Annotated in this window: 25 protein-coding genes and 1 tRNA gene; 14 read left to right on the top strand and 12 right to left on the bottom strand. The window is 50.2% G+C overall.

Annotated elements, in window-relative coordinates:
- Positions 1-36 precede the first annotated feature (36 nt).
- Positions 37-1,248 (top strand): radical SAM family heme chaperone HemW, encoded by a 1,212-nt coding sequence (gene hemW, locus ACT6RZ_RS02415; RefSeq protein ID WP_444700597.1) that lies wholly within the window; start codon positions 37-39, stop codon positions 1,246-1,248.
- A gap of 1,107 nt (positions 1,249-2,355) precedes the next feature.
- On the opposite strand, the gene ACT6RZ_RS02410 is transcribed toward hemW, so the two are convergent.
- On the bottom strand, positions 2,356-2,970 hold the full coding sequence (locus ACT6RZ_RS02410; protein ID WP_444700596.1) for a glutathione S-transferase: 615 nt from the start codon (positions 2,968-2,970) through the stop codon (positions 2,356-2,358).
- On the bottom strand, positions 2,970-3,986 hold the full coding sequence (locus ACT6RZ_RS02405) for a quinone-dependent dihydroorotate dehydrogenase (RefSeq protein WP_444700595.1): 1,017 nt from the start codon (positions 3,984-3,986) through the stop codon (positions 2,970-2,972). The genes ACT6RZ_RS02410 and ACT6RZ_RS02405 overlap by 1 nt, the downstream gene beginning before the upstream one ends.
- Positions 3,987-4,140: 154 nt before the next feature.
- On the opposite strand from ACT6RZ_RS02405, the gene ACT6RZ_RS02400 reads away from it, so the two are divergent.
- The gene (locus ACT6RZ_RS02400; RefSeq protein ID WP_444700594.1) at positions 4,141-4,263 is read left to right on the top strand and encodes a DUF3149 domain-containing protein; all 123 of its coding nucleotides are present in this window, start codon (positions 4,141-4,143) and stop codon (positions 4,261-4,263) included.
- Between the two features lie 289 nt (positions 4,264-4,552).
- Positions 4,553-5,776: a phosphoglycerate dehydrogenase gene (gene serA, locus ACT6RZ_RS02395; protein WP_444700593.1), complete on the top strand. Its 1,224-nt coding sequence runs from the start codon at positions 4,553-4,555 to the stop codon at positions 5,774-5,776.
- An 89-nt stretch (positions 5,777-5,865) separates the two neighbouring features.
- Here the strand turns inward: serA and dld are convergent, their stop codons facing one another.
- Positions 5,866-7,566: a D-lactate dehydrogenase gene (gene dld / locus ACT6RZ_RS02390; protein ID WP_444700592.1), complete on the bottom strand. Its 1,701-nt coding sequence runs from the start codon at positions 7,564-7,566 to the stop codon at positions 5,866-5,868.
- A 224-nt stretch (positions 7,567-7,790) separates the two neighbouring features.
- On the opposite strand from dld, the gene ACT6RZ_RS02385 reads away from it, so the two are divergent.
- The 8 genes from ACT6RZ_RS02385 (at position 7,791) to ACT6RZ_RS02350 (ending at position 13,513) form a co-directional block, all read left to right on the top strand.
- Positions 7,791-8,297, top strand: coding sequence for a TlpA disulfide reductase family protein (locus tag ACT6RZ_RS02385; protein ID WP_444700591.1), 507 nt, complete (start codon positions 7,791-7,793; stop codon positions 8,295-8,297).
- 2 nt (positions 8,298-8,299) lie between these two features.
- Positions 8,300-8,710 (top strand): CopD family protein, encoded by a 411-nt coding sequence (locus ACT6RZ_RS02380; RefSeq protein WP_444700590.1) that lies wholly within the window; start codon positions 8,300-8,302, stop codon positions 8,708-8,710.
- Between the two features lie 3 nt (positions 8,711-8,713).
- Positions 8,714-9,475, top strand: coding sequence for a hypothetical protein (locus ACT6RZ_RS02375; RefSeq protein ID WP_444700589.1), 762 nt, complete (start codon positions 8,714-8,716; stop codon positions 9,473-9,475).
- 82 nt (positions 9,476-9,557) lie between these two features.
- Positions 9,558-10,124 (top strand): TetR/AcrR family transcriptional regulator, encoded by a 567-nt coding sequence (locus tag ACT6RZ_RS02370; RefSeq protein WP_444700588.1) that lies wholly within the window; start codon positions 9,558-9,560, stop codon positions 10,122-10,124.
- A 143-nt stretch (positions 10,125-10,267) separates the two neighbouring features.
- Positions 10,268-11,239, top strand: coding sequence for a carbohydrate kinase family protein (locus ACT6RZ_RS02365; RefSeq protein ID WP_444700587.1), 972 nt, complete (start codon positions 10,268-10,270; stop codon positions 11,237-11,239).
- Positions 11,240-11,321: 82 nt separating this feature from the next.
- Complete coding sequence (locus ACT6RZ_RS02360) at positions 11,322-11,780, top strand: glycine zipper 2TM domain-containing protein (protein WP_444700775.1); 459 nt, start codon at positions 11,322-11,324, stop codon at positions 11,778-11,780.
- A 152-nt stretch (positions 11,781-11,932) separates the two neighbouring features.
- Entirely contained in the window at positions 11,933-12,721 is a 789-nt protein-coding gene (locus ACT6RZ_RS02355; RefSeq protein ID WP_444700586.1) for a GNAT family N-acetyltransferase, read from the top strand.
- Positions 12,722-12,736: 15 nt separating this feature from the next.
- On the top strand, positions 12,737-13,513 hold the full coding sequence (locus tag ACT6RZ_RS02350; protein WP_444700585.1) for a lysophospholipid acyltransferase family protein: 777 nt from the start codon (positions 12,737-12,739) through the stop codon (positions 13,511-13,513).
- Between the two features lies 1 nt (position 13,514).
- Here the strand turns inward: ACT6RZ_RS02350 and ACT6RZ_RS02345 are convergent, their stop codons facing one another.
- From ACT6RZ_RS02345 to ACT6RZ_RS02325, 5 genes are all read right to left on the bottom strand, one after another.
- Positions 13,515-14,339, bottom strand: coding sequence for a sulfite exporter TauE/SafE family protein (locus tag ACT6RZ_RS02345; protein WP_444700584.1), 825 nt, complete (start codon positions 14,337-14,339; stop codon positions 13,515-13,517).
- Positions 14,302-15,138, bottom strand: a complete 837-nt coding sequence (locus ACT6RZ_RS02340) for a symmetrical bis(5'-nucleosyl)-tetraphosphatase (RefSeq protein ID WP_444700583.1) — start codon at positions 15,136-15,138, stop codon at positions 14,302-14,304. Before ACT6RZ_RS02340 ends, ACT6RZ_RS02345 begins: the two co-directional genes overlap by 38 nt.
- 133 nt (positions 15,139-15,271) lie before the next feature.
- The gene (locus tag ACT6RZ_RS02335; protein ID WP_444700582.1) at positions 15,272-15,694 is read right to left on the bottom strand and encodes a c-type cytochrome; all 423 of its coding nucleotides are present in this window, start codon (positions 15,692-15,694) and stop codon (positions 15,272-15,274) included.
- A gap of 255 nt (positions 15,695-15,949) precedes the next feature.
- Positions 15,950-17,440, bottom strand: a complete 1,491-nt coding sequence (locus ACT6RZ_RS02330; RefSeq protein ID WP_444700581.1) for a choice-of-anchor I family protein — start codon at positions 17,438-17,440, stop codon at positions 15,950-15,952.
- 143 nt (positions 17,441-17,583) lie between these two features.
- A complete protein-coding gene (locus ACT6RZ_RS02325) occupies positions 17,584-18,723 on the bottom strand; it encodes a sugar phosphate nucleotidyltransferase (protein ID WP_444700580.1) in 1,140 nt (379 codons plus the stop codon).
- Positions 18,724-18,881: 158 nt separating this feature from the next.
- Between ACT6RZ_RS02325 and ACT6RZ_RS02320 the strand changes: the two genes are divergently transcribed.
- Positions 18,882-18,958, top strand: a tRNA-Arg gene (locus ACT6RZ_RS02320).
- A gap of 679 nt (positions 18,959-19,637) precedes the next feature.
- Entirely contained in the window at positions 19,638-20,159 is a 522-nt protein-coding gene (locus ACT6RZ_RS02315) for a hypothetical protein (protein ID WP_444700579.1), read from the top strand.
- Between the two features lie 213 nt (positions 20,160-20,372).
- Here ACT6RZ_RS02315 and ACT6RZ_RS02310 read toward each other — a convergent pair whose 3' ends face one another.
- The 4 genes from ACT6RZ_RS02310 to ACT6RZ_RS02295 form a co-directional block, all read right to left on the bottom strand.
- Positions 20,373-21,053 carry a hypothetical protein gene (locus ACT6RZ_RS02310; RefSeq protein WP_444700578.1) on the bottom strand — a complete coding sequence of 227 codons (681 nt, stop codon included), beginning with the start codon at positions 21,051-21,053 and terminating at the stop codon, positions 20,373-20,375.
- 131 nt (positions 21,054-21,184) lie between these two features.
- A complete protein-coding gene (locus ACT6RZ_RS02305; RefSeq protein WP_444700577.1) occupies positions 21,185-21,631 on the bottom strand; it encodes a hypothetical protein in 447 nt (148 codons plus the stop codon).
- Between the two features lie 125 nt (positions 21,632-21,756).
- Positions 21,757-22,038, bottom strand: a complete 282-nt coding sequence (locus ACT6RZ_RS02300; RefSeq protein WP_444700576.1) for a hypothetical protein — start codon at positions 22,036-22,038, stop codon at positions 21,757-21,759.
- 236 nt (positions 22,039-22,274) lie between these two features.
- Positions 22,275-22,646, bottom strand: coding sequence for a DUF6232 family protein (locus tag ACT6RZ_RS02295; protein WP_444700575.1), 372 nt, complete (start codon positions 22,644-22,646; stop codon positions 22,275-22,277).
- Positions 22,647-22,897: 251 nt separating this feature from the next.
- On the opposite strand from ACT6RZ_RS02295, the gene ACT6RZ_RS02290 reads away from it, so the two are divergent.
- Positions 22,898-23,362, top strand: coding sequence for an RDD family protein (locus tag ACT6RZ_RS02290; RefSeq protein ID WP_444700574.1), 465 nt, complete (start codon positions 22,898-22,900; stop codon positions 23,360-23,362).
- The last annotated feature ends 759 nt before the right edge of the window (positions 23,363-24,121 follow it).

Genomic DNA, 24,121 nt, shown 5'->3' with positions numbered 1-24,121 from the left:
GGGTGCTGCTTAACGGTTACGCGGTAAAATACCCGCATGATCCCGATTTACCCTGCCAATACCCTGAGTGACGCGCCTTTGCAAGGCGACGTCACCCTGAGCGGCCTCACCAACCCGCCACCGCTTTCCCTGTATATCCATATCCCCTGGTGTGTGCGTAAATGCCCGTATTGCGACTTCAATTCCCACGAAGCCCGCCAGGAGATCCCGGAAGCAGCCTATGTAGATGCGCTGATTGCCGACCTTGAGCAAGCCACGCCACTGGTATGGGGCCGCAAGATCCGCAGCGTGTTTTTTGGCGGCGGCACGCCGAGTATTTTTTCTGCCGAGGCGATAGATAAGATACTCAGCCATGTGCGCATGCTCACGCCGCTGGAATATGGCGCCGAAGTGACGCTGGAAGCCAACCCCGGCACAGTCGATAGCGCCAACTTCAAGGGTTATCACGCAGCGGGGGTCAATCGTGTCTCGCTGGGCATACAGAGTTTTCAGCCGCAATACCTCAAAGCGCTGGGCCGCATCCATGACCGCGAGCAGGCGCTGGCGGCGGCCGAGCTGGCGCTGAATACCTTTGAGAGAGTCAATCTCGATGTAATGTACGCACTGCCTGAGCAGAGCCTGGAACATGCCTTGCAAGATGCCGAGACCGCCTGCCAGTTAAAACCTGCGCACCTGTCGTTCTATCATCTGACGCTGGAACCCAACACCCCGTTTCACCGCACACCGCCCAGCTTGCCGGATGACGATACCAGTGCCACCATGCAGGAAGAGATAGAGAAGATACTGGCAGCCAACGGCTACCAGCATTACGAAACCTCAGCTTTCGCGCAGCCCGGCCAGCAATGTCAGCACAACCTGAATTACTGGGGTTTTGGCGATTATCTGGGGATCGGTGCAGGCGCGCATTCCAAGCTGAGTTTTCACGACAAGATCATCCGCCAGAGCCGGCATAAGCATCCCAAGAAATATCTTGAATCTATCAAGCAGGGGCAGGGGGTGGATAGTGAGTGGCAGATAGGGCGCGAGGATCTGGCGTTCGAGTTCATGATGAATGCGTTGCGGTTGGTGGATGGTGTTGAAGCGGGCTTGTTTCAGCAACGGACTGGTTTGCCGTTGCGGGTGATGCAAGCGCAGTTGCAGGAGGCGAAAGATAAGGGATTGCTGGAGCAGGTTGGGGGAGTGATTAGACCGACATTGCTGGGGCAGAGGTTTTTGAATACCTTGTTGGAGATGTTTTTACCCGATTAGAGGTGTACAGTTGACGCATGTTGCGTCTGCTGCTTGGTTCTAGTCAGTAGTTGTTTGGATGATTTGAACGCTCTTTTTTCCACTAGGCGGGTTACTGTTTGGTTGGCTTATGCGCAATTGGTAGACCTATATTCGCCCGTCATTCCGGCGGAGGCCGGAATCCAGGCAAGGTACATGTTTAGCTTGGTTGCAGTAGAGCAGAGGTGCTGCACTTACTTATAAAGTTTTAATCGGTATTTCTTTGAATTGTTCAGTGGTCTGTTTCGGCATTTTATTTCGCCTCTAGGCGAGTTACTTTTCTTTGCTTGCCCAAAGAATAAGTAACCAAAAGAAAGGGCACCCTAGCTTCCGCTTTCTTCCTGCGTTGCTCATCAAAATAAGCGGTCGCGAAACTCGCCCTAGCGGCCTGCACGCCCCGCAGGCCACCGCGGAGCTCAGACAGTCGCTCCCTTCCTCCTTATTTTGACTCCGCTACTCGGCGCGTCAGATAGGGGCCCATTTAGACCCACCACGTTTAGATAGTGGTGAAGCTCTAACTGTACAGGGCGCTTAGTGACCCTCTTAACTTCCAAGACTAACCCCCCCACCCACCAACCAATTCTTTTGGTTGGTGGGTGGGTTTTGTTTCATTTTGTTTTTTTGGTTGGTTTTATTTAAATGTTCGTGCGGGAATAAATGCAGCGAGTCTCACCATAACTGAGCGCGTGTGGTTTTTACGGGCCCCTATCTGTCGCGCCGAGTAGCGCAGTCAGCGTGGGCGGGGTCGGCCAGCGTCTGTTCGAGTTCCGCGGTGGCTTGCGCTGTGTGCTCGCCGCTCGGGCGAGTTTCGTTGGACGCCCACGCTGATGAGCAACGCTGGGAACAAGCGGAAGCTAGGGTGCCCTTTCTTTTGGTGTCTTTTCTTTGGGCACGCAAAGAAAAGACACTCGCCGAGGGGCGAAATAAAATGGTGAAATAGAGCGTAGAACTACCCAAAGAAATACCGATTAAAATCTCACAGGAAAGTGCATTACTTGTGCTCTATTGGAACAAAGCTATGTATGTACTTCGCCTGGATTCTGGCCTACGCCAGAATGACGGGGGAATGTAGCGTCTACCACTGAATCTTCACCCCTCAACATAAGCCGCAACCTTCTGCATCACCTCATCAAACAAAGCACTCTCCACCCATCCCGCCAACCACACCCTCAAATTACCATAAACACTCTGCGAAAACCACTCACTATCCACCGCCGCAAACTGGCGGATAAACGGAAAAATAGCCACATCCGCAATACTTGCAACCTCCCCCAGCAGATAGCGTTGCGCTAGCAGCGCAGTTTCCAGTTTTTGCAAAAACTGCTCTCCCTGCTCGCGGTAGAACAATTGTGATCGCTCAGGGTAGCGATCAGGGTATTTATAGCGATCCAAAGCTTGCTTGAACTCGCCATCATTCATACTGATCAGCGCACTGGCAGCTTGTGCATCGGCCTGCAGCCACCCCTGCGCATCATTCTGCTGCAAGGCCCAATACATGATATCCAGGCTTTGCTCCAGCACCGCGCCATCTGGCAATTGCAATACCGGCACCGTGGCTTTGGGGGATATCTGTAACAGATGCTGCGGTTTTTCGCGCAGGGAGACTTCGCGTAGTTCGACCTGGACTCGAGCGGCCCACAAGGCCATGCGCGCCCGCATGGCATAAGGGCAGCGGCGGTAGGAATAAAGGATAGGCAACGCCATCACAGCAGCGCTTTGCGGCAATCCTTAACCAATTGCGGGCCTTTGTAGATCAGGCCACTGTACAGCTGCACCAGGCTCGCACCGGCGGCGATCTTCTGTTTGGCGTCTTCGCCATTGAGAATGCCGCCTACGCCTATGATAGGCAAACTGTTTTGCAGGCATGCAGCCAATGTGCGTATCACCTGGGTAGAACTATCTCTCACCGGCGTGCCGGATAAGCCACCGGCTTCGTCTGCATGCGCAAGGCCGGCGACTGCCGTACGCGCCAGGGTGGTATTGGTTGCGATCACGCCATCTATCCTGTGCTGCATCAGCAATCCGGCGATCTCCTCAACCTGCTCGCTGTTTAAATCGGGGGCGATCTTCAATGCGACCGGCACATATTTGCCATGCACTTGTGCCAGGATATTCTGCTCGGCCTTTAAGGTGGCCAGCAACTGGCTGAGCGCATCTTTTTCCTGCAAGGCACGCAGGTTCTTGGTATTGGGGGATGAGATATTCACCGTGATATAGCTGGCATGTGCATACACTTTGCGCATGCAGGTCAGGTAATCCTCTGCCGCACGTTCGTTTGGCGTATCAAAGTTCTTGCCGATATTGATGCCCAGCACCCCTTTGAACTTGGCTGCTTTCACATTCTGCACCAGCTGGTCTACCCCCAGGTTATTAAAGCCAAAACGGTTGATAATGGCTTCGGCCTCGGGCAATCGGAACAAGCGCGGTTGCGGGTTGCCGGGTTGCGGACGCGGGGTCACCGTGCCGACCTCAAGAAAGCCAAAACCTAGCGCAGCCATCCCGTCTATTACCATGGCATTCTTATCCAGACCAGCGGCCAGCCCTACCGGGTTAGGGAAATGCAGCCCCATCACTTGCCTGGGTTGATCAGGCAGGCGCCCGCCCATCCACGCCAATAGACCCAGCTGCTCTGCGCGTTTAAGCGATTTCAGCGTCAGGTCATGCGCTTGTTCGGCATCCAGCCTGAACAGTAGCGGTTTTAATAAGGGGTACACATTCATCAACTATTTCCTGTTATCGGCGCGTGAAAGATGATTTCACAGCATGCTGCATGCATAAGGTTTGCGTTATATCAAAAACCATCTGTATGTCACAGCTCAAAATAATCATCAGCTATGTAGTTTGCAAATGCTGATACTTACAGGAGGACATACGATGAAAATTCTGATTGATTTATTTTCTACTGACTATGGTTTGATGAGCCTGATCGTTATTGCTGCCATCACCATCGTCATGACATGGGCAGGGATATATGTTTACGTCAAATCAAGAAAGTGATCCGGCTTTTTTACATATAAAAACAATCACCTTGTCGTTTATAACGCTTTTAAGCCCTGCACCTGCAGGGCTTGCATTTGAATTATAGCAGCCCGCCTGGATACTGGCATCCTCTAAGCATGCTGGCGCTCTACAGCACGCTGGCAAACAATCTGCCATGCCCGCCACCTTTGCCTCCGAGCGCGAATAATCGGCCGCGTTAACCTGCTTTTACCCAATAACAGCATTTCATTTATGCTATACTCACGAGCTTATTTTTCCTCCACTGATTCATTTCTTTAGGTAGCGTATGGAATCAAATATTAAAGAATCTGCCCGGTTTTTATTGTTAGAAGGTGTGCATCAAAACGCCATTGATACACTGAACAATGCAGGCTACACCAACATTGACTATGTCAAGACCGCTCTGGACGAAGATGCCTTGATCGAAAGGATCAAAGGCGCACGCTTTGTCGGTCTTCGCTCACGCACGCAAATCACCAAACGCGTACTGGAAGCTGCCGACAGGCTGGCCGCGATCGGCTGCTTCTGCATAGGCACCAACCAGGTCGACCTGGACGCTGCACGTGACAAAGGTATCCCGGTATTCAATGCTCCTTATTCAAACACTCGTTCTGTGGCTGAATTGATCATTGGTCAAATCATTTTATTGCTGCGCGACATCCCGAGAAAAAGTGTTGCCGTGCATCAGGGCTCATGGCCTAAAACAGCGGCGAACTCGAATGAGGCGCGCGGCAAGACACTGGGTATCGTCGGCTACGGCAGTATCGGTTCCCAGTTATCCGTATTGGCGGAAAGCCTGGGCATGAAGGTCATCTACTTTGATGTGATCACCAAACTGCCGTTAGGTAATGCGCGCCAGGTAGGCACCATGAAAGAGTTGCTCAACCAGTCTGACGTGGTGTCTTTGCACGTGCCTGAGCTTGAGACCACCAAGAACATGATGTCGACTGCCGAGTTTGACGAAATGAAGCCTGGTTCCATCTTTATGAATGCCGCTCGCGGTACTTGTGTCGATATTGAAGCCCTGGCCGTGGTCCTGAAAAATGGCAAGCTGCGCGGCGCGGCGATTGATGTGTTCCCGACCGAGCCAAAATCCAATGACGAGCCGCTGGAATCTCCATTGCGCGGTCTGGATAACGTGATTTTGACGCCACACGTCGGTGGTTCTACTGAAGAAGCGCAAGCCAATATCGGCATTGAAGTGGCTGAGAAATTCGTGCAGTTTGCTGGCGCGGGTAACACGGTTTCTGCCGTCAACTTCCCGCAGATCGCCATGCAGCAGCAGCCGAATACGCACCGCTTGCTGCATATTCACCACAACCAGCCTGGCGTGTTGTCCAATATCAACAAATTATTCGCCGAGCAGAACATCAACATCGTGGCGCAGAGCCTGATGACAAGTAATGATATTGGTTACCTGGTCATGGATGTGGCTGATGTAGACTCCAAACTGGCGTTTGAGCAACTGGATAAAGTCGCCGGTACCATACGCTTGAGATTGCTTTACTAATCAGCTTTCTGGCAATAATAAAAAAGCCTTGCATGCGTGCAAGGCTTTTTTTATTTAGTGATGGCGCGCCGCATGCACGCCAGCAAACATCAGCGTTCAGCCCAGCCCTTCAACTTGCTGGTTTTACCTATGCCGGGGTTAAAACTGTTGGTCGGGTCCAGCACACGATAGAATTTCCTCAGCGGCTCTTTGGCGATATATTCGTGCCCGACATTGTGTTCGGCCGGATATTCCGCGCCACGCGCATCAAACGAGCTTAATATCTTCTGCTTTAAAGCTTTGGCATCTACGCCTTTTTTCAGCACGTAGTTCTGGTGCATGACATGGCAGAATAAATGGCCGTAATAAAACTTGTCGGAGATCAGGTCATCGATCTCTTGCGGCAGCTCTTCAAACCACTTGGCTTCGTTTCTGCGTAGCGCCACGTCCACCGTCATCATCGCGCCCAGCGATTCCTTATGCAAGGCATGATAGCGTCCTATCGCTCCACCGGCGACAAATCTATGCAAGATGGCTTTATCGCCTTCTTCTTGCGTGCATTCGAAGTAATCACCCTGCTGTGATGCAAAAAACTGCTTGAGATAGGCACGCGCCTCTTCTATGCCTTCACCGCTCATTTCCAGGATCCAGTGGTGCTGGTACTGCTGATGATAGGCTTCCATGCGGCTAGGCAGGTGGCTGGGCAGCAAGTAGCTGAACCATTGCATGATGACCTCAGACAACTTGGCGGGCAAGAACCTGAAATTGCTGGCAAAGCGGTCTATGGTGCGCTTCATGCTGAACAGGCTGGGGATCACTTTGGAACCTAGCGTGTTGATCACCCAGAAAGTGTCTTTGCCGTATTTTTTGGTCACTGCATAACAGTCGCGGTGCAGGTACTCACCCGAGACTGGCAGTGTCTTGAATTGGGTCAGTATCTCGCGGCGCATGGTCGCCAGCACTTGCGCATCATTGGTGCCTACATAAAACACCTGTTGTTTTTGGATAGGGTATGTGTCCAGGCGCACGGCGAATACCGCCAGTTTGCCGGCGCAACCAGATGATTCATGCAGGCGGCGGCCGTCATTGTTAAAACGCGCCGGCGTATCGGCATCGACTTCGCGTACGCGCTCGTGATAGACATTATCCGAGGCCAGCTTGTCTGGATGCTCGATATCTGCCTGACGATAATGCTTGTGCTGCAGATTAGTGAGTATCTGTTCAGGGGTATCCCCTAACTGTATGCCTAAATGGTTCACCAGTTGCAGGGTGCCATCGGCAGTGATCTGCGCATAGAGCGATAGCTCGGTGTAAGCCGGCCCGCGCTGCACCAGCGCACCGCCAGAGTTATTGCACACGCCACCTATGATAGATGCGCCTATGCATGATGAGCCTATCACCGAATGCGGTTCACGCCCAAAAGGCTTCAAGGTTTCTTCCAGGCCAAACAGGGTGCTGCCAGGCAAGCCTATGATCTGTTTGGCGTCGTTGATCAGGTGAATATCACTGATGCGCATGGTGTTAATAATGACGATAGGCCGGTCATAATCATTACCATCCGGGGTAGACCCGCCGGTCAAACCGGTATTGGCCGCCTGCATGATGACGGCCACATCGGCTGCCACGCAGGCTTTTAACAGCTGCCAGATCTCGAGCAAGCTACCCGGCCTTGCCACCGCCATCGCTTCACCCGAGCCAAAGCGGAAACCTTTGCTATAGGGGGCGATCTTGGTCTGGCTGGTCAAAACGAATGACTTGCCGACGATGGCTTGCAGGTTGCGGATCAAGGTTGCACTGGCTGGATGTATCATAGGAAACTGAAGGTCATGCTAGTTAAAATAGGCAGCAGAATTATAGCATGTTCACTTTTGTGACATGCTGGCGCCTGCACAAGACAGATACTCACTGCGAAACCGAATCGGGATTCCATAGTCTGAGAATAAGAGTAGAATCTGGCCTGCATCAGCTTGCCAGCGATGGCGATATGCAGCAGCAGGCCACACACAGTCGTTTTAGGATCTTAGATTTAATTATCATGTCGAAATACAAATTTTCATACAAAAAATGGATCATGCCCCTGGTTGCCCTGGCTTTGTTTATCGGCCTGGCGATGGCAGTGATGCAGAAACCGCACGCACCAGAAGTGACTTTCACTACGCTGGATGGCAGAAAGATCAGCATGGCCTCGCTGCGCGGCAAAACTGTGCTGGTCAATTTCTGGGCCACCGATTGCCTGGGCTGTATCAAAGAGATGCCGACCCTGATCGAAACCTACAAACGTTACAAAGACAGCAATTTTGAAGTGATCGCGGTGGCCATGCCTTATGACCCGCCGGCCCAGGTGCTGAATTACAGCCAGGAGAAAGCGCTGCCGTTTGCCGTGATGCACGATGGCTTTGGCGAGATGGTCAAGGCCTTTGGCAACGTCAATCTCACGCCCACTGCGTTCGTGTATGACCCGCAAGGCCGTCGCCTGCAAAAAGTGATAGGCGAACTGGACTTTCCCAAACTGCACGCATTGATAGAACAACAGGCACACTGACCATGTTATGGATCAAAGCGTTTCACATTCTGTTTGTCACCAGCTGGTTTGCCGGCCTGTTTTACCTGCCGCGCATCTATGTCAACCTGGCCATGGAGCCTGATGCGCAGGCCTACGCACGCCTGGTGCTCATGGCACAAAAGCTGTATCGCTTCATGCAGCCCTTATCTATACTGGCCTTAGGCTTTGGTCTCTGGTTGTGGCTGGGCTACGGTTTCAGCGGTGGCTGGCTGCATGCCAAATTAACGCTGGTGTTCCTGCTGCTGGGTTATCACCATTATTGTGGCAAATTGCTGAAACAGTTTGCCGCGCATAGCAGCCGGCGCTCGCATACCTGGTTCCGCTGGTTCAATGAGATCCCGGTGTTGCTGCTGCTCGCCATCGTCATTCTCGTGGTGGTCAAACCTTTTTAAGCCATGTTGCAAAGCCTGCTGCAATCTGAATGGTTGATACGCATGCTGGATAAATCCGGCATGCAACCTGTGCAAAAAATGCTGGGCCTGTTTTCTATCCTGGATGATCTGCTTTCCAGCCCCTGGGTGAGCGGGCAACACGCACATGACCCCACTGCACAGGCCGGTCGCTTGCAAAGCTACCTCACCATACAGTCGCAGAAAGCGGGCGCCAAGCTGCCCGAGATGCTGGCTAACCAGCTGTATTTTATGGCCATGAGCGCCTGCCAGGAGAAGTTAGCCCACCCGGATTCCACCGCCCTGCTGCATGCACAGCGTGCAGCACAAGCCCTGATCAAAGAACAGACCAGCCGCGACATAGACTGGCTGGCAGTGCGCAATTACGGCATTGTGGCGATGGTATTGTGCAGCGGCATACTGGCAGGGCATTTCTGGCCTATCTCGCAGCCAGTTGAGATCCGCTCCGCGAATGCGGCCGAGCCATTTAACCGCCAACAGCCAGCAAAACCAGCGCCTAACCCGTTCTCTTTTGAAGCCAGCCCGTCTGAAACGGCGGCGATCTATGGCCGCCTGGAAACCATGAAACACGGTGATTGCCGCCTGATCGAAGTGCTGCATCTGCCGGACAGGCTCAAAAGCGTGTATATCGAAAACGTGATCAATGGCCACGTCACTACCAACAGGGACGAGCAGGTGCTGGTGAATCAGTTACTGGATCAGGTGCAATGTAATTACACGCCAAAACTGATGGCCAACTCCAGGTGATCAACAACGCGGTGAACTCGCGGCCTGGCTGAATCCAATATGGATACTATACCGTTTAGTATAGGGTGTTATAATCCAGCTCATGAGTGTGCTCAAGCAAAAAATCCTGCAGGTTTCTACCGACCTGTTCCAGACGCGTGGCATCAATTCCACCGGCGTAGACACCATAGTGGCAGTCGCGGGCACCACCAAAATGACGCTGTACAAATACTTTGAAACCAAAGAAGAGCTGATTCTGGCAGTGCTGCAGCAAAGCCATCAGGACTTTCAAGGCTGGATGAATGAAAAACTGGCTGCGTTAAGCGACAAACCAGACGCCAAGATCCAGCAACTATTTGATTTTATTGAAGAGTGGGTGACCTCGCCCTCGTTTGTCGGCGTAGCGTTCATCAAAGCTTCGGCTGAATTCCCCAACGAAGAAAACCGCATACACCAGCTGTCATCCCGGCAGTCACGCGACTTCCGGCAGTTTATTCATCAGCTGGCGCAAGAAGCACAGATCAAAGATGCAGAAGGCCTGGCGCTGCAGCTTTCCATCCTGTTTGAAGGCGCGGTGCAGGCAGAACAGATCAAACGTGGCTCTGGTGCCATCAAGTCGGCCAAAAAAGCGGCAAAAACCCTGATCGATATCGCTATCAGGCAATCCTGAACCCCTGCCACCCCTGGCAAAACCGCAATCCTGCCACGCCTGGCATCACTATCTGATATAACTAGGGCTTGCCAGCTTGGGGGCTGGCGGCAATAATAGCCGCTCATTCTCAACGCTATCATTAACTCCAGCTCAAACGACACATGAAAATCCTAATTTGCGGCTCTTTGGCCTATGACACCATCATGGTGTTCCCCGACCAGTTTAAAAACCATATCCTGGCAGATAAAATCCATAAACTCAGCGTGGCATTCCTGGTGCCTGAGATGCGCAGAGAGTTTGGCGGCACGGCGGGTAATATCGCGTTCAACCTGCAAATGCTGGATGGCCAGCCGCAGATCATGGCCACGGTTGGCGATGATTTCGCCCCTTACCAAAGCTGGCTGGACCAGCACAATATAGCTAGACCACACATTAAAACCATTAATGGCGCCTTTACCGCGCAAGCCTTTATCACCACAGATATAGACGATAACCAGATCACGGCATTCCACCCTGGCGCCATGCAACAGGCACATGCCAATAGCGTGCAGGATGCCAAGGATGCCGTACTGGCTATCATTGCACCTGATGGGCGTGATGCCATGTTCCAGCACGCCAAAGAATGTCACGAAGCCGGCATCCCGTTCATGTTTGATCCCGGTCAAGGCCTGCCCATGTTCAATGGCGAAGAATTACTTTATTTTATTGAACTGGCAGACTATCTGGCAGTGAACGATTATGAGTCTCAGGTCATCCAAGATAAGACAGGACTGACACTGGAACAGCTTGCCGCCAAAGTGAAAGCCCTGATCGTGACGTTGGGTAGTGAAGGTTCACATATTTATGCGGATGGTCAACGCCATGAAATTCCGTGCGTTAAAGCACAAGCAGTGGTAGACCCGACCGGCTGTGGTGATGCCTATCGTGCCGGCTTGTTATATGGCATTGCACGCGGCTGGGACTGGAAAGCCTGTGGTCGCCTGGCGGCAACCCTGGGTGCGATTAAGATCGCGCATAGAGGTGGCCAGAACCACAAAGCCAGTCGAGAAGAGATTGAAAGTATTTATAGCCATGCGCTGGTACAGGATGCGATCAAGGAAGACCCTACACTAAGTCGTCCGGCATCTAGCTAAACCTGGTATCTAGCTAAACCTGGCATTTAGCATTAACAAGGATAAATTCAAGACAAGGAGAAAATCAATGTTAGAACAAACAATGAGAGTGCGCGCATTAAAGTGGGTTGCTTTAGCAGTACTAGTGGGGTTTTTAGGCGCTTGTGCCAGTTCTAACTCCGGCAGTGTCTACTCGCGCGACGAAGCGCGTAAAACACAAACGGTGAAAACCGGTGTGGTAGAAAGTGTACGCAGCGTCAAACTGGAAGGTACCAAGTCACCCGTAGGGACTGTGGCTGGCGGTGCGGTAGGTGGTATTGCCGGTAGCAGCATAGGCGGTGGCAAAGGCAGCATCATTGCTGCGGTGATAGGTGCGGTTGCCGGCGGTTTGGCAGGCTCGGCGATCGAAGAAGGGGTGACCCGTAAAAACGCCTATGAAATCACCGTCAAACTGGATGGTGGCAACCTAGTGTCTATCGTGCAGGAAGCAGATGAACAGTTTGCCCCTGGCGACCGGGTGCGTATCGTAGAAAACGGCTCTACCTCACGTGTAAGCCACTAAATTCAATGATATTGAGCAATAAAAAAGAGCGGCCTGACCGCTCTTTTTTATTGCCTGCCACTAGTTACACCTGCACATAACTGTCACAACAAAGTCACCAATCATTCACATCGCAATCCTATTCTCTCGCTAGATCACTAAGGAGAAGCGCGATGTTTGAACAAGATCTGCAACAGCCTGGCATTCATCAGTCAGACATTCAAAACAGTAACCATCTCTCGCGTAGACCGGCTGCTTCACTCAGCGTAGCGCTGGCGACCAGCGCCGAAGAGATCGCCGAAGCGCAACGCCTGCGTTTCCAGGTGTTTTCCCAGGAGATGGGCGCACAGATCAAAAGCAGCAACGGCCTGGACGTGGATGGTTTTGATGCGTTTTGTGACCATTTGCTGGTGCGCGATGATGCGACACAACAAGTGGTCGGCACCTATCGTATTCTCAACCCTATGCAGGCCATGCTGGCTGGCGGTTATTACTCGGCCGGTGAATTTGATTTAAGCAGGTTATCGCCGTTGAGTGATAGAACTGTAGAAGTCGGCCGCGCCTGCGTGCATGCAGACTACCGCACTGGTGGCACCATTACTTTACTGTGGGCAGGGCTGGCCAAATACATGATGGCCCGCCAGTACGAATACATGATAGGGTGCGGCAGCCTCTCCATGCATGATGGTGGCCATATGGCTGCTTCACTGTTCAGCCGCCTGCGTGAAGAATACCTGTCGCCCGCCGAATATCGCGTGTTTCCGCATAACCCGTTGCCGATAGAGGCACTGGATCAATCCTTGCAGGTCACCTGCCCACCATTGATCAGGGGTTACCTGCGCCTGGGCGCTTACATTTGTGGCGAGCCAGCCTGGGACTCCACTTTTAATACTGCCGATATGCTGGTATTGTTACCTTTCTCGCGCATGAACCCGAAATATGCAGCGCATTTCCAGAAATAACTTGCCCTTACATTTTTGACAAAAACACCCCTATTCATCCGCGGCTGGCGTATCACCCGCATCACCCTGCTGGTATTAACCGGGCTGACACTGGCGACATTGGTATTGCCAGTGGCCAGTCGCCGCGTGCGGCTGGGCTTGATCCAATGGTGGTGTCAAACCCTGCTGCGCTGCTTTAACATCGCCATCACGGTCAGTGGTTCCCCGCCGGGCAGAGATACCCATGGCGTACTTTTTGTCGCCAACCATATCTCCTGGGTCGATATACATGCCATCAACAGCGTGCTACCTGTGCGTTTTGTCGCCAAGCTCGAAGTGAGTAACTGGCCGGTGTTTGGTTATCTGGTCAGAAAATCCGGCACTATCTTTATTAACCGCACCCGCCAGCGCGATGCGGCGCGGGTGGTGAAACTGGCCAGCAATGCCTTGAAACTCAGGGATAATTTATGCGTTTTCCCGGAAGGGACGACCACAGAAGGCCAGCAGGTGCTGCCGTTTAAAAGCAGCCTGATACAAGCCGCCATTGACGCCAACACCATGGTCATCCCGGTGGCGATCCGCTATGCGCTACCTGATGGCAGCCTGAACCTGGCTGCGGCTTATGCCGGCGACACCACCATGGCAGAATCCATGCTGGCATTTATCCATATGCACAGGCCTAGCGTGCATTTACATTTTTGCCAGCCTATTTTAGCCAGGGATATGAGCCGCCAGGCACTGGCCGGGCTTGCGCATGCCGAAATCACGCAGGCGCTATACCCTGCAGCGGGCTATCAGCAAGCGGTCGCCTGAATCATGGGGCATAAGCCTGCCAGCCGGCTTTCAGAATCAGCAGTATCACCATCACAATAAATACCCGTCGCACCAATACGGCACCATGTCTGAGTGCCAGCGCCGTACCCAGCAGGCTGCCTGCCACATTGGCGGCTGCCATCGCTAACCCCACCTGCCACCAGACATGCCCGGTGGCCGCCAGCAACAACACTGCCGCCAGGTTAGAGGCGGCATTCAATACTTTGGCCGAGGCTGACGCATGCAGGAAATCTACGCCCAGCAAACGTATCAACAGGAAAATAAAGAAACTGCCAGTGCCCGGGCCAAAGAATCCGTCATACCAGCCTATCAGCCCGCCTATCGCCATGGCCAGTAACAAGCGCACCCGCTGCGTGCGTAGCGGGCTATGCAGCATACCGAACTGTCTATGCATCAAGGTGTACAGCAACACAAACAGCAAGATCAGCGGCAGCAGTTTGCGCAGCATCTGCGGGTCAGTCTTAGTTAGGGTCCACGCGCCCAGCCACGAGCCAGCAAAAGCCACTAGCGCGGCCGGCAGTAACCAGGCCCAGTCCAGCCTGACCCGCTGCGCATAACGCAACGCCGCCACCGCCGTGCCGAATACGCTAGAACATTTATTGGTGCCCAGCAGCAACGAAGGCGGCAATGTCGGGTAGGTGGATAACAGCGCTGGCACCGTGACCAGGCCACCACCGCCGACCATGGCATCCATGATGCCGGCCAGAAAAGAAGCCAGCACGACCAGCCAGATATCCGTCATGGCAACCAGCCGCCAGTCACCGTCGTTAGTCGCCGCCACCAGTCGCAGGCCGGTCGCGTTCATCCAGCGCCACCTGCACCACCTGCCGGCTATCAAGATCATAGGCCGTCAGCTGGCGCCCCCATAAACAACCAGTATCCAGCGCCACCACGCCATCGCCCTGGTGCAAGCCTAATGCTGACCAGTGGCCGAACAGAATCGTTTGCGCCTGGGCCGAGCGGCGGTCGGGGATCTGAAACCAGGGGTAATAACCGGCAGGCATATCCGGCACCTCGCCTTTGAAAGTGAATTCCATCTCGCCCTGCGCGTTACACAAACGTATACGGGTAAAAGCATTGACGATGGCACGCAGCCTATCCATACCCACCAGCGCATCGTTCCATTGTGCCGGGCTATTGCCATACATGGCGAATAAAAAGCTGGCGTAATCGGTGTCGCGCAAAACCGCCTCTACCTCCTCGGCCAGCCGCTTGGCTTTGGTGAGTGTCCATTGCGGATACAGGCCGGCATGCACCATGGCATAGTCATCTTCCAGCACCATCAGTGGCTGCTGGCGTAACCAATGCATGAGTTCACCACCCTCTGGTGCAGCAAAAATCTCTGCCAGCGTGTCAAACCGGTGCGGTGGCCGCACACCATGGGCGACGGCGATCGCATGTAGCTCATGGTTACCCAGCACCAACTGGATCTGCGCCCTGTGCGCATAAGCCCAGCGCAGTACAGCGAGCGAGCCGTTGCCGCGATTGATGATATCGCCCACCAGCCACAGCTGGTCATTTGCCGGCTGAAAGTTTATTTCTGCCAGCAAATGCATCAGCGAGTGATAGCACCCCTGTATATCCCCGATTGCAAATCTTGCCATGCCTGCCACCCGCCTGTTTTTTTATAACCCTCAGCCTCTATTCTGCACTATAAACCCGGTGCTGCCGGAAACTTAGCGCCGCCGGCAAATAAAAAAGCCGCTTGTTACAAGCGGCTTTTGCATCTGCTGGCTTTTATTTTTTCAAGCTGGCAGCATCAAACTTTGCCCCGGCCTGATTCGCCATATAAGCGACCGCATCGGCCACTTCGTGATCAGTCAGGTCGGCGCCGCCGCCACGAGGTGGCATGCTGCGTATACCTTCGATCGCGTGTTTCACCAGCGTCTCGTAACCTTGTGAAATACGTGGACCCCAATCACCGGCATTACCGATTTTTGGCGCGCCCAGCGCACCGGTGCCATGACAGGCAGCGCAGGTGACTTTTACGATCTCTTCACCACTTTTTTCTACATGCTCGCCTGCCTCTGCTGCAACCTCAACCGTGGCTACCGGCTGGATATTAGCGGCTATTTTTTGCTCGGCTGCTTCAGTCACCTCTTTGGCTGGCGCAGGTTTCTCGCTGCCAATGACCCCAAAAAGATAAGCTAGCAGTGACACTAACAGAGTGAATCCAATAATTGTGCCTGGTATCACAATGATTAACTCTTTGATGCTTGAACCTTCCTTGTACCCCGACATATCTGTGCCCCATTGATTTTGAAATTACCTGCGCGATTATAACGCAGAACCTGGTGTCATGAAACGTAACATGGCTTCAGCAAGCCGCACAGACTTAATCACCGCTAAAAACAAAACAGCCAGACAAATATTGTCTGGCTGTTATTGATCATGCTAAAACGATGACTGCGAAGATTACTTCTGGCGGCGGCGCAATGCGCTCAAAGCCAGCATACCCAGGCCCAGCATGGCGGCAGAGGTCGGCTCTGGCACTGCGCTGATACTGATGCTGTACAGTGTAGTGGTGTTAGAACCCTCGTTGGCAAATGCCAGATAAGATTTTCCACCAAGCTCGAACGCAACCAAGCCTTCAGGTGCCAGATCGCCGGCAGAGACTATCATGTCGAGAAAACTGACTTTAGTCGGGTCAGTGATATCAAACAAAGCAATGGCGCCAGAGGTAGTTCTTTCCAGGCCGACTGCAGCGATCGTACGGCCACCCAGTGTGAACAACTCTACACCTTCAGGCTCTACACCCTTGTCACGGCTACGGCCATCATCGTAAATACCACGTGCGGCAGCTTCTTTATCCAGAATGTCGCCACTGTCATAGACCAGCGTGCCATTTGCGTCACGGATGCTGAATGAGCGTGCACCTGCCGCATATAGATCACCCGGTGAAGAATCGGTGTTTGAAATACGGATATTAGCCAGCACGCCGGTAGCACCTAAAGAACTGGCCGCTGAACGGTCGCCATCATCTTCACGGAAATCGCCTTCATTCGCGGTCACCAGGTAAGTCTGGCCGCCTGCAGAATAAGCAGCGATGCCATCCGGCATGTACAGACCTTTGACGTTGGCACTGATAAAGTTGATATTGCCATCATTCAATGGATCTATGGTATTGCCCGGCTGGCTGAAATCCTTGGCGCCCAGGCCGACCACACTGGTAAACGTGTTGGTATTCAGATCAAGGATACCGATCGCATTCGCTTCTTGCAGCGTGACGTAAGCCTTGCTGCCATCCGGGCTCACCGCGATGTACTCCGGCTCAAAGTTCATGCCGGTGTTGGTGCGTATATGGCTACCAGAGGTCGGCACGCCGTTGAATGTGGCGGTCGCAGCCACTGTACGTGAAGCGACATCGATCACCGTCACACTACCTTCAGGGTCATTCACTGCCGGGTTGTAATTGCGCGGAACAGTCGTGCCTATACGTGTGCCATAGGTGCCTGGCGTGCCTTCGTTCGCCACCAGGATCTTTGAACCATCAGGCGTGAATGTCACCATGTCTGGCAACGCACCTACGGAAAAGGTGTTTGTCCCTGATGCCAGGCTTTTGCTGGAAGTATCATACAACTGCACGATACCGGCATTGGTGCGGGTGTTGTTTTCGATCGCGAATGCGGCCAGGCCATTGCTGATGCTGACACTGTTGATACTGCCGTAAGCGCTGGTATCTATATGTTGCAGAAAGCTGCCGGTGCTGGCGTTCAGTACGTCCACGCCTTTCACGCCGGCGACCCACAAGGTGTTGGTGATGGCATCATAAGCCGGGATCTCAGCCAGGTAACCGCTGCCACTATGGGTGAACGTCCATTCCTTGCTGATCTGGTAATTGCTAGCGGCCTGCGCGGCACTCATAGTGCCTAACGCTAATGCCAGCATCAAAGTCATTTTTTTCATTATATCCTCTCCTCAAAAGTTCCTAGAGAATACGCAGCCAATATGACAAATCCTTGAAGCTGGCGTGTCAGACAAATGTCAACAGACTATAGGCAGCCGGTTGATCAGTTTGCTCGAATCGACTGCCGAACGCACACCCAGCATCACAGGCGCGCATAAGCATAGTTTTGCGGATAAACCACTTTCTCGCGCGCATCGGTCCAGATAATGTCGCAATTCTCGTCATCGATATGCATCATGCGCCCATCGCGGTCCACACAATACTCGCCACACACGATGCGCTCTTCCACCTGGTAGCCCTGGGCGATACGCGTGTAATCAAACAGAATCGAACGGATCACCGTACTGTCACGCTGGATATGGCAACCATTGCTGACCCAGGTCGGGCCTATGATGCGTGCGTTCTTATCCACGCGTGAGCCTGAGCCTATATACACCGGCCCCTCAATATGTGTATGCTCCCAATCGATGTGCACATTCAAACCTACCCAGACCCCAGGCTTGATCTGCTTGCCGGGGATAGGCATCGAAGGGAAGAAGCCCTGCATCATCTGTTGCATCACCAGCCAGTAATCAGCCACCACGCCTATGTCTATCCAGTTAAACGGATGCTGTATCGCATAAAAAGGCAGGCCGCGCTGCACCAGCAAAGGGAACAAATCTGAACCTATATCAAACTCGCTACCGCCAGGGATCAAGTCCAGCACCTCAGGTTCAAAAATATAAATACCAGTGCTGGCCCAGTTAGAACGCGCCTCAAGCTGGGTCGGTTTTTCCTGGAAGGAAATGATGCGCCCTTCCTGGTTGGTCACCACAATGCCATAGCCAGACACTTTATCCATAGGCACTTGCATGGTCACCAGACTCGCCAGCGCACCGTTCTTTTTATGCTCATTCACCGCGCGCGTGATATCCAGATCTATCACCGCATCCCCGCACAGCACAATGGTCGTCTCATCAAAAAAACCGCTGAAATCCTGTATCTTGCGCATACCACCGGCAGAACCAACTGCATGCGGCACCACCTGGCCATCGATAATATCGCCCTCAAACGAATAACCGATATTCACCCCGAAGCGATGCCCGTCTTCAAAATAATCCTGGATCTTTTTGTGCAGATAACTGACATTGATCATGATATCGGCCACGCCGTGCATGGCCAGATGTTCGATCAGGTAAGCCATCACCGGCTTACCCAGCACTGGGATCATAGGCTTGGGTAATTCATAAGTGAGCGGTCTAACACGTGTGCCTTTACCCGCCGCCAGAATCATGGCTTTCATAATTGCATCTATCCTTAAATAACTTTAACGTTTTTCAGGATCAAGCATAGTCATGCTCTATGACAAGATTATTTCAGGCGACTTATGCCAGCAAAGGCATACAAAAAGACTACCCGCGCGCCAAGGCAGTGCGACTTATTTGCTATAATGGCGGGATTGCGCCCGTAGCTCAGCTGGATAGAGTATTGGTTTCCGAAGCCAAGGGTCGTGAGTTCGAATCTCGCCGGGCGCACCATAAATAAAAGCAAAACCATGAAAGTAATCACTAACTTGATTTTATTGTGGCCCACTCATGGCCCATCTATGGCCCAAGTTTAGCCCGCACACTTTGAATTAAAAAAAACTACTAAGCATTTGACCTTTAGTCCATGGCCCACGGAATCTTGAGCTTATGAAACTCTAATTTATTACTCGAGGATTAGAGAAAGGCGGACTTTTGATCCGTTTGTCGTGGGTTCGATCCCCCGCACACCCTACCAAAATATAAAAGACGGCTTGCAGAAATGTGAGCCGTTTTTCTTTTCTCGACACTGAACTTAGTTTCAGATTTCAGTTTTTCAGCATTTCGCGATTTTTGGTTTCCCAATTGCACTCGAAACTCGCTCCTTAAAGCCTCTAAACTCTGCACATAGTCGCACGCTTTGAGCTATAGCCAAGCAATCAGAGGTTAGCTGATACGACGGTGATCCCGATTTAGATCGTTGGCCGTTATGTTGGCTTGGTGTGGGAGTTGGGATTTGTCCAGGCGGGAGTAGCTTAGCGTTAGTAGTTAGATTTGATCGTTAGATGGGCAGTTCATCATGATGAGACTTAAGGTTAACACCTTGAGTCTTTTTTTTATTGGGGGTGAGGTAAACTATGGACTAAAGCATCCTCCTCTCTAGAAGCATGCCTGAATTAAGAAAGAATAGTATATGGAACACAAATATTACTGGAAACGCATAATTGGAGATTTCACATTAATTTTATTAGCCATTACGTTTCCAGGAATTGCTTTTTACACAGACGCAAACAACATCTCCAATGATTTGTTTCTGAGATCTGGGGCAATCATGGCTTTATTCGCTGCATTTTTAGAATTTCGAACACACGAGATTCAAATCCAGAGACAAGAAGACAAGTTTAAAGTCATGTGGAGAACAATCAGCGTTATATCCGAAGGCCTTGCCAGCGTTGATAGAGCTGCAAAAATTGCACTTAGAAATCAGGCAACCGTTATTCAGGCTGCAGGCATGGAGCCAGTGATGGGAAGAGCCGAAGATATTAAGGATATGGTAATAACCGAAAGTATAAAAGCCCTGCAAGGTTTAAAGCCACTGCCAGAATCGTACTACAGATACAACTTCATAATCTCAATAATTGGAAAGTCACTAGTTATTGCAGGCACATTAATTTGGTCTTTCGGAGACTATGCTGTGAAATCGTTTAATCTCTAACAACTGGTTCAAACAGTTCATGGCGCTCACTGGGACAGGCAAAAGCCCGCCCCTTAATCAAACGTTTGGCTTAACAAGGACTCGCAATGTCACTACTAATCGAGAAGGGCTTTACGTTAGCAGGCACAAGCTCCTGAAGAAAACTGCTTACACCACGACGTATAAATAATTTGTACTATAAAAGATATTTTCGTTTTATCAAGTGCCCGCTGTTTAACGGCGGACAGATGCACTTAAATATTGGCAGTCAACCCCACGCGCACCGTAAACCTTTGCGTCATTCCATCCTGTAACGTAAAGATTTTTTACATAGGCTTCATTTATTTTGGGATACAGTTTGATGGCGGTGGCCATAGTTGTCACATCTCTAATTCCTCTCACATGCATTTGATACGCTTCGCAACCCAGAGCATATGGCCCTCTTGGATCTATCTCTCTTTCCCTTTGAAGTCTGTCAGTATTTTCGAAGTGCTTTTGTTTATTATGTTTAATTGCATTATCTAAATAATCTTTGGCTTTTGCTTGGTCTATAACGCAGTTGGAGCGATTGGCGATCACCAAAACTTGCATGTCTAAAATTTTCGCTTCTGATTTATAGGTGTCCAATGGATATTTAGTTGATTGGGGTGGGCATTCAACCAACTTTGCTACTTGTGCCAACTCGTTGTGAGTAATAAAAAGAGAGTCATCTTTTTGAGTCCCGTGAGGAATTGCGTAAACAACTACACTTGAAGAGGTGCCGAGTTGTTCCTCCCGCATTGCTTGAATCGCTTCCCTATCACCCATACTTACGGCTTGAACCTCAGTTGTGTTTCCATCTCTATCAGTATATTTAGCAGGTGTAACAGCGCAACCAACGACAACTAACGCAGTGAGTGGAAGTATCGCTTTCATAAACTTGTCCTTAAGTGTTTTTTTTGCAATTGCCAATGTTGCATTGGGTTACCAACGTTTTCTATATTTATACGTTTTGAATAGTAATTGGTGTACGTGCGGCTGATTTTAGCCACTAGGCAACCATGTATTTATTTATATTTCTTTTGTTTTTGCTGTAATTTTTGATACTCCTCAATCATTGATTTCAATTTTTCCTTCTCTAGCTCCAGTTGTCTTTGAGTTGAGGATTGCTCTTTTCTCAAAACTTCCATTCTCAGATCCGCAACTTCTTGGCAGTCTATAAGTGTTACAGGTTGATATTCAACTTTTATGCCTAATACTGAATTATCAAAAACCCCTATGTTGATGTTGGAGTACTGATCTATCAGCAACGCTCCGGGTTTATTGGGCATATCAAAAATTGATGAGAAGCATTTGGACCCAATTCGATAATAATGGTCATTGGTAATTTCATATGGTTGAGACTCTGAAAATCTCAAAGGTATTTTGTTGATACCTCCAACAGCAATGATTAAATTATTGTTTAATTTTTCATGATAGCTGAAAGTTTCAAATCCTTCTGCGTAGATTTGCATGGAACTCAAGGCAATGATGAGAGTACATAGCCTTGTTGTAACTATGGTTAACCTTTTCATGATTTCGTGTGCTCAAATGAAAACTTCAAAGTTTTGGTGAGGATGACTGTAGTGATGTTCATCTTCTAATGCACACCTTGTGCTGATTTAAGTGCCTCTAATCCTTGCGTAGTAATGCAAACAAATTCGATCTCGTTCCCATCACTATCTTCCATAACGCTGCCTGCAATTAGATTTTTCGTGGCAAGGCTCTCATACACCTCTTCAAGAGTTTGTTTGTCTGGAAAAGGATTCACAGTGCTGACATCCACTTCATGAAATACCGGATCACCATCATCTTCGGTGCTTTTGACTATTGCTTCATCCAATATAGCTTCAAGCGCCATTAACTCTCTTCCGGTAATCATTTCATCCCCTATAATTGTGACTGTTTCAGATTTCCAGTATCTCAGCTTTTCACCTTTTCGACTATGGGACTCCCGTCCGCCCCAAAACCCTCCCACTCTCAGCCCCAAAGCCTTCCCATAGCCGCACGCCTTAAGTCATAGCCCAGCAAACAGGGGCTCGCTGATACGACCGTAATCCTGGTGGCAATCGTTGGCCATTATGTTGGCTTGATGTGGATTTTTTAAATCTTACTTAGTTAAGTTCCTCTCATAGCTTTGGCCACATTTAAAGCACTAACCATATTATCGATATCCTGCGCATTCTCGCTGATTAAGGCTTGAAACTCACCAGACGTAGTATGGATCACGACTGCATATCTCAAACAGGCAAATCGCCATTGCAACAAGCCCACAAGCATTAACAAAAGACCAGTAATAGGTAAGTTTGCATGACCGAAGAGCAATGGAAGTCCGCTGAATATCAGGAATCGACCCACCCACCGTCTTGGCTTAATCACCCGGTTCTCAATAGATCCAATACTGCTCAATGGGTAGGTTTTGCTCTTAGCGATTAATCGACTATAGCTTATGCTCACATCTTGGTAACGGTAGATTATTGTCTCGTGCATTTATCTGCCCCTAGTCATTCTTGCTAATTCATAGTTAACAATTAAATATCATTATTAACAATTAATAACAAATTATTATGGCATAAGGCGAGACGGATTTAAAATATTGTTGGCGAATGTCCTGTACTAATTCAAATAGACAATTTCCATTGGCTTTTACTAGGAATTAGAGTGGGCAGTTAGAAGTCGGATGATTTATTTTTTTCCTCATGTAGAATTAGCCCAAATTAACTAAAAAAGAGAGGCAAATAATGCAAGCAGAAGAATTGGAATATGTAGGATTCTGGCCGCGTGTTGGCGCCGCGATTATTGATACCATTTTGGTATTTGCAATCATAGGGCCGTTACTCACAGCATTTTACGGAGAAGGATTCTGGGATAAGCCCGGCATGGTACAAGGTCCAATGGATCTATTTTTATCGTATCTTTTACCAGCAGTGGCAACCATTCTGTTTTGGCTAACAAGACAAGCTACTCCTGGAAAGATGGCGATATCAGCAAGAGTAGTTGATGCCAGAACTGGAAACGCGCTAACTACTGGCCAATCTATCCTTAGATATATTAGTTATTTTGTTGCAACAATACCTTTGGGATTGGGAATTATTTGGGTGGCAGTGGACAGTCGTAAGCAGGGATGGCATGACAAAATTGCAGGTACTGTTGTAGTACGTCAAAGGACTAAGCAATCAAACCCAGTCGTTTTTGAAAGCACTTAATACATCATTGAAGAATGATAAATCCTTCAAAACACTAAGTTGAGATCTATACTGATGAGGTTCAATTCCTGTGTATGAGCTGATAACTGCATTAGACCTTTCTTATCTGTGTTATTTAGATTTCTGCATTTAGCTTTCATCAGTAATTATTCTCGGAAGGGTAAATAAATATGAAAACACCTATATGCAATCTTTACTTAAAAAATGCACCAAGTAAAACGGGTAAGCCATCAGGCCCGGGTAGATCTAATAATCCACCTAAGAAATAGAGCACCGAATTAAAAAAGCCCAACACTCGGGGTAGAAATGTCGGGCTTAGTCATCAGCATCCTCGGGAAAGATTTGATGTGATTCAAATATAAATTCTTTAAAACTACCAGTCAAAGATAACTCTATGTTTTTGACAATGTCGGGAATAATTCCCATATCAATGTAGAGTGTTTCCCCTCATTCTTACATCAGGGCTTGCTTTGCCACTAGGACTGTTAGGTGTGAGGAAACTTATTTTTAACGGGGTGAATCAATCCCTACCCACATACACTAATTTGCATATTGGTTTAATGCTATAAGGCATCTCTTCGGGGGTGCCTTTTGATTTTTAAAGTTAGCTAAATGAAAGGAGCTCAATCAAAGATCACAACTACTCAACACATCACTCAGCTTCAAATCTAAAGCATCTGCGATCTTAAGCAGGTTAATCACCGCGACATTGTGCTCGCCACGTGCTACTCAACCGATCTAAGACCTATCAATGTTGGC

Origin of the sequence: Methylophilus sp. (genome assembly GCF_052437885.1) — a bacterium.
In the GTDB taxonomy this organism is placed as follows: Bacteria; Pseudomonadota; Gammaproteobacteria; order Burkholderiales; family Methylophilaceae; genus Methylophilus.
Note: the sequence above shows the minus strand (reverse complement) of the source record. Positions and strands in the feature narration are given on the sequence as shown.

What these genes read in the sequence shown, in the direction of transcription:
- hemW (WP_444700597.1), top strand. Translation starts at nt 37, where the DNA reads ATGATCCCGATTTACCCTGCCAATACCCTGAGTGACGCGCCTTTGCAA.
- ACT6RZ_RS02410 (WP_444700596.1), bottom strand. Translation starts at nt 2,970, where the DNA reads ATGGCGTTGCCTATCCTTTATTCCTACCGCCGCTGCCCTTATGCCATG.
- ACT6RZ_RS02405 (WP_444700595.1), bottom strand. Translation starts at nt 3,986, where the DNA reads ATGAATGTGTACCCCTTATTAAAACCGCTACTGTTCAGGCTGGATGCC.
- ACT6RZ_RS02400 (WP_444700594.1), top strand. Translation starts at nt 4,141, where the DNA reads ATGAAAATTCTGATTGATTTATTTTCTACTGACTATGGTTTGATGAGC.
- serA (WP_444700593.1), top strand. Translation starts at nt 4,553, where the DNA reads ATGGAATCAAATATTAAAGAATCTGCCCGGTTTTTATTGTTAGAAGGT.
- dld (WP_444700592.1), bottom strand. Translation starts at nt 7,566, where the DNA reads ATGATACATCCAGCCAGTGCAACCTTGATCCGCAACCTGCAAGCCATC.
- ACT6RZ_RS02385 (WP_444700591.1), top strand. Translation starts at nt 7,791, where the DNA reads ATGTCGAAATACAAATTTTCATACAAAAAATGGATCATGCCCCTGGTT.
- ACT6RZ_RS02380 (WP_444700590.1), top strand. Translation starts at nt 8,300, where the DNA reads ATGTTATGGATCAAAGCGTTTCACATTCTGTTTGTCACCAGCTGGTTT.
- ACT6RZ_RS02375 (WP_444700589.1), top strand. Translation starts at nt 8,714, where the DNA reads ATGTTGCAAAGCCTGCTGCAATCTGAATGGTTGATACGCATGCTGGAT.
- ACT6RZ_RS02370 (WP_444700588.1), top strand. Translation starts at nt 9,558, where the DNA reads ATGAGTGTGCTCAAGCAAAAAATCCTGCAGGTTTCTACCGACCTGTTC.
- ACT6RZ_RS02365 (WP_444700587.1), top strand. Translation starts at nt 10,268, where the DNA reads ATGAAAATCCTAATTTGCGGCTCTTTGGCCTATGACACCATCATGGTG.
- ACT6RZ_RS02360 (WP_444700775.1), top strand. Translation starts at nt 11,322, where the DNA reads ATGAGAGTGCGCGCATTAAAGTGGGTTGCTTTAGCAGTACTAGTGGGG.
- ACT6RZ_RS02355 (WP_444700586.1), top strand. Translation starts at nt 11,933, where the DNA reads ATGTTTGAACAAGATCTGCAACAGCCTGGCATTCATCAGTCAGACATT.
- ACT6RZ_RS02345 (WP_444700584.1), bottom strand. Translation starts at nt 14,339, where the DNA reads ATGAACGCGACCGGCCTGCGACTGGTGGCGGCGACTAACGACGGTGAC.
- ACT6RZ_RS02340 (WP_444700583.1), bottom strand. Translation starts at nt 15,138, where the DNA reads ATGGCAAGATTTGCAATCGGGGATATACAGGGGTGCTATCACTCGCTG.
- ACT6RZ_RS02330 (WP_444700581.1), bottom strand. Translation starts at nt 17,440, where the DNA reads ATGAAAAAAATGACTTTGATGCTGGCATTAGCGTTAGGCACTATGAGT.
- ACT6RZ_RS02325 (WP_444700580.1), bottom strand. Translation starts at nt 18,723, where the DNA reads ATGAAAGCCATGATTCTGGCGGCGGGTAAAGGCACACGTGTTAGACCG.
- ACT6RZ_RS02315 (WP_444700579.1), top strand. Translation starts at nt 19,638, where the DNA reads ATGGAACACAAATATTACTGGAAACGCATAATTGGAGATTTCACATTA.
- ACT6RZ_RS02310 (WP_444700578.1), bottom strand. Translation starts at nt 21,053, where the DNA reads ATGAAAGCGATACTTCCACTCACTGCGTTAGTTGTCGTTGGTTGCGCT.
- ACT6RZ_RS02305 (WP_444700577.1), bottom strand. Translation starts at nt 21,631, where the DNA reads ATGCAAATCTACGCAGAAGGATTTGAAACTTTCAGCTATCATGAAAAA.
- ACT6RZ_RS02300 (WP_444700576.1), bottom strand. Translation starts at nt 22,038, where the DNA reads ATGATTACCGGAAGAGAGTTAATGGCGCTTGAAGCTATATTGGATGAA.
- ACT6RZ_RS02295 (WP_444700575.1), bottom strand. Translation starts at nt 22,646, where the DNA reads ATGCACGAGACAATAATCTACCGTTACCAAGATGTGAGCATAAGCTAT.
- ACT6RZ_RS02290 (WP_444700574.1), top strand. Translation starts at nt 22,898, where the DNA reads ATGCAAGCAGAAGAATTGGAATATGTAGGATTCTGGCCGCGTGTTGGC.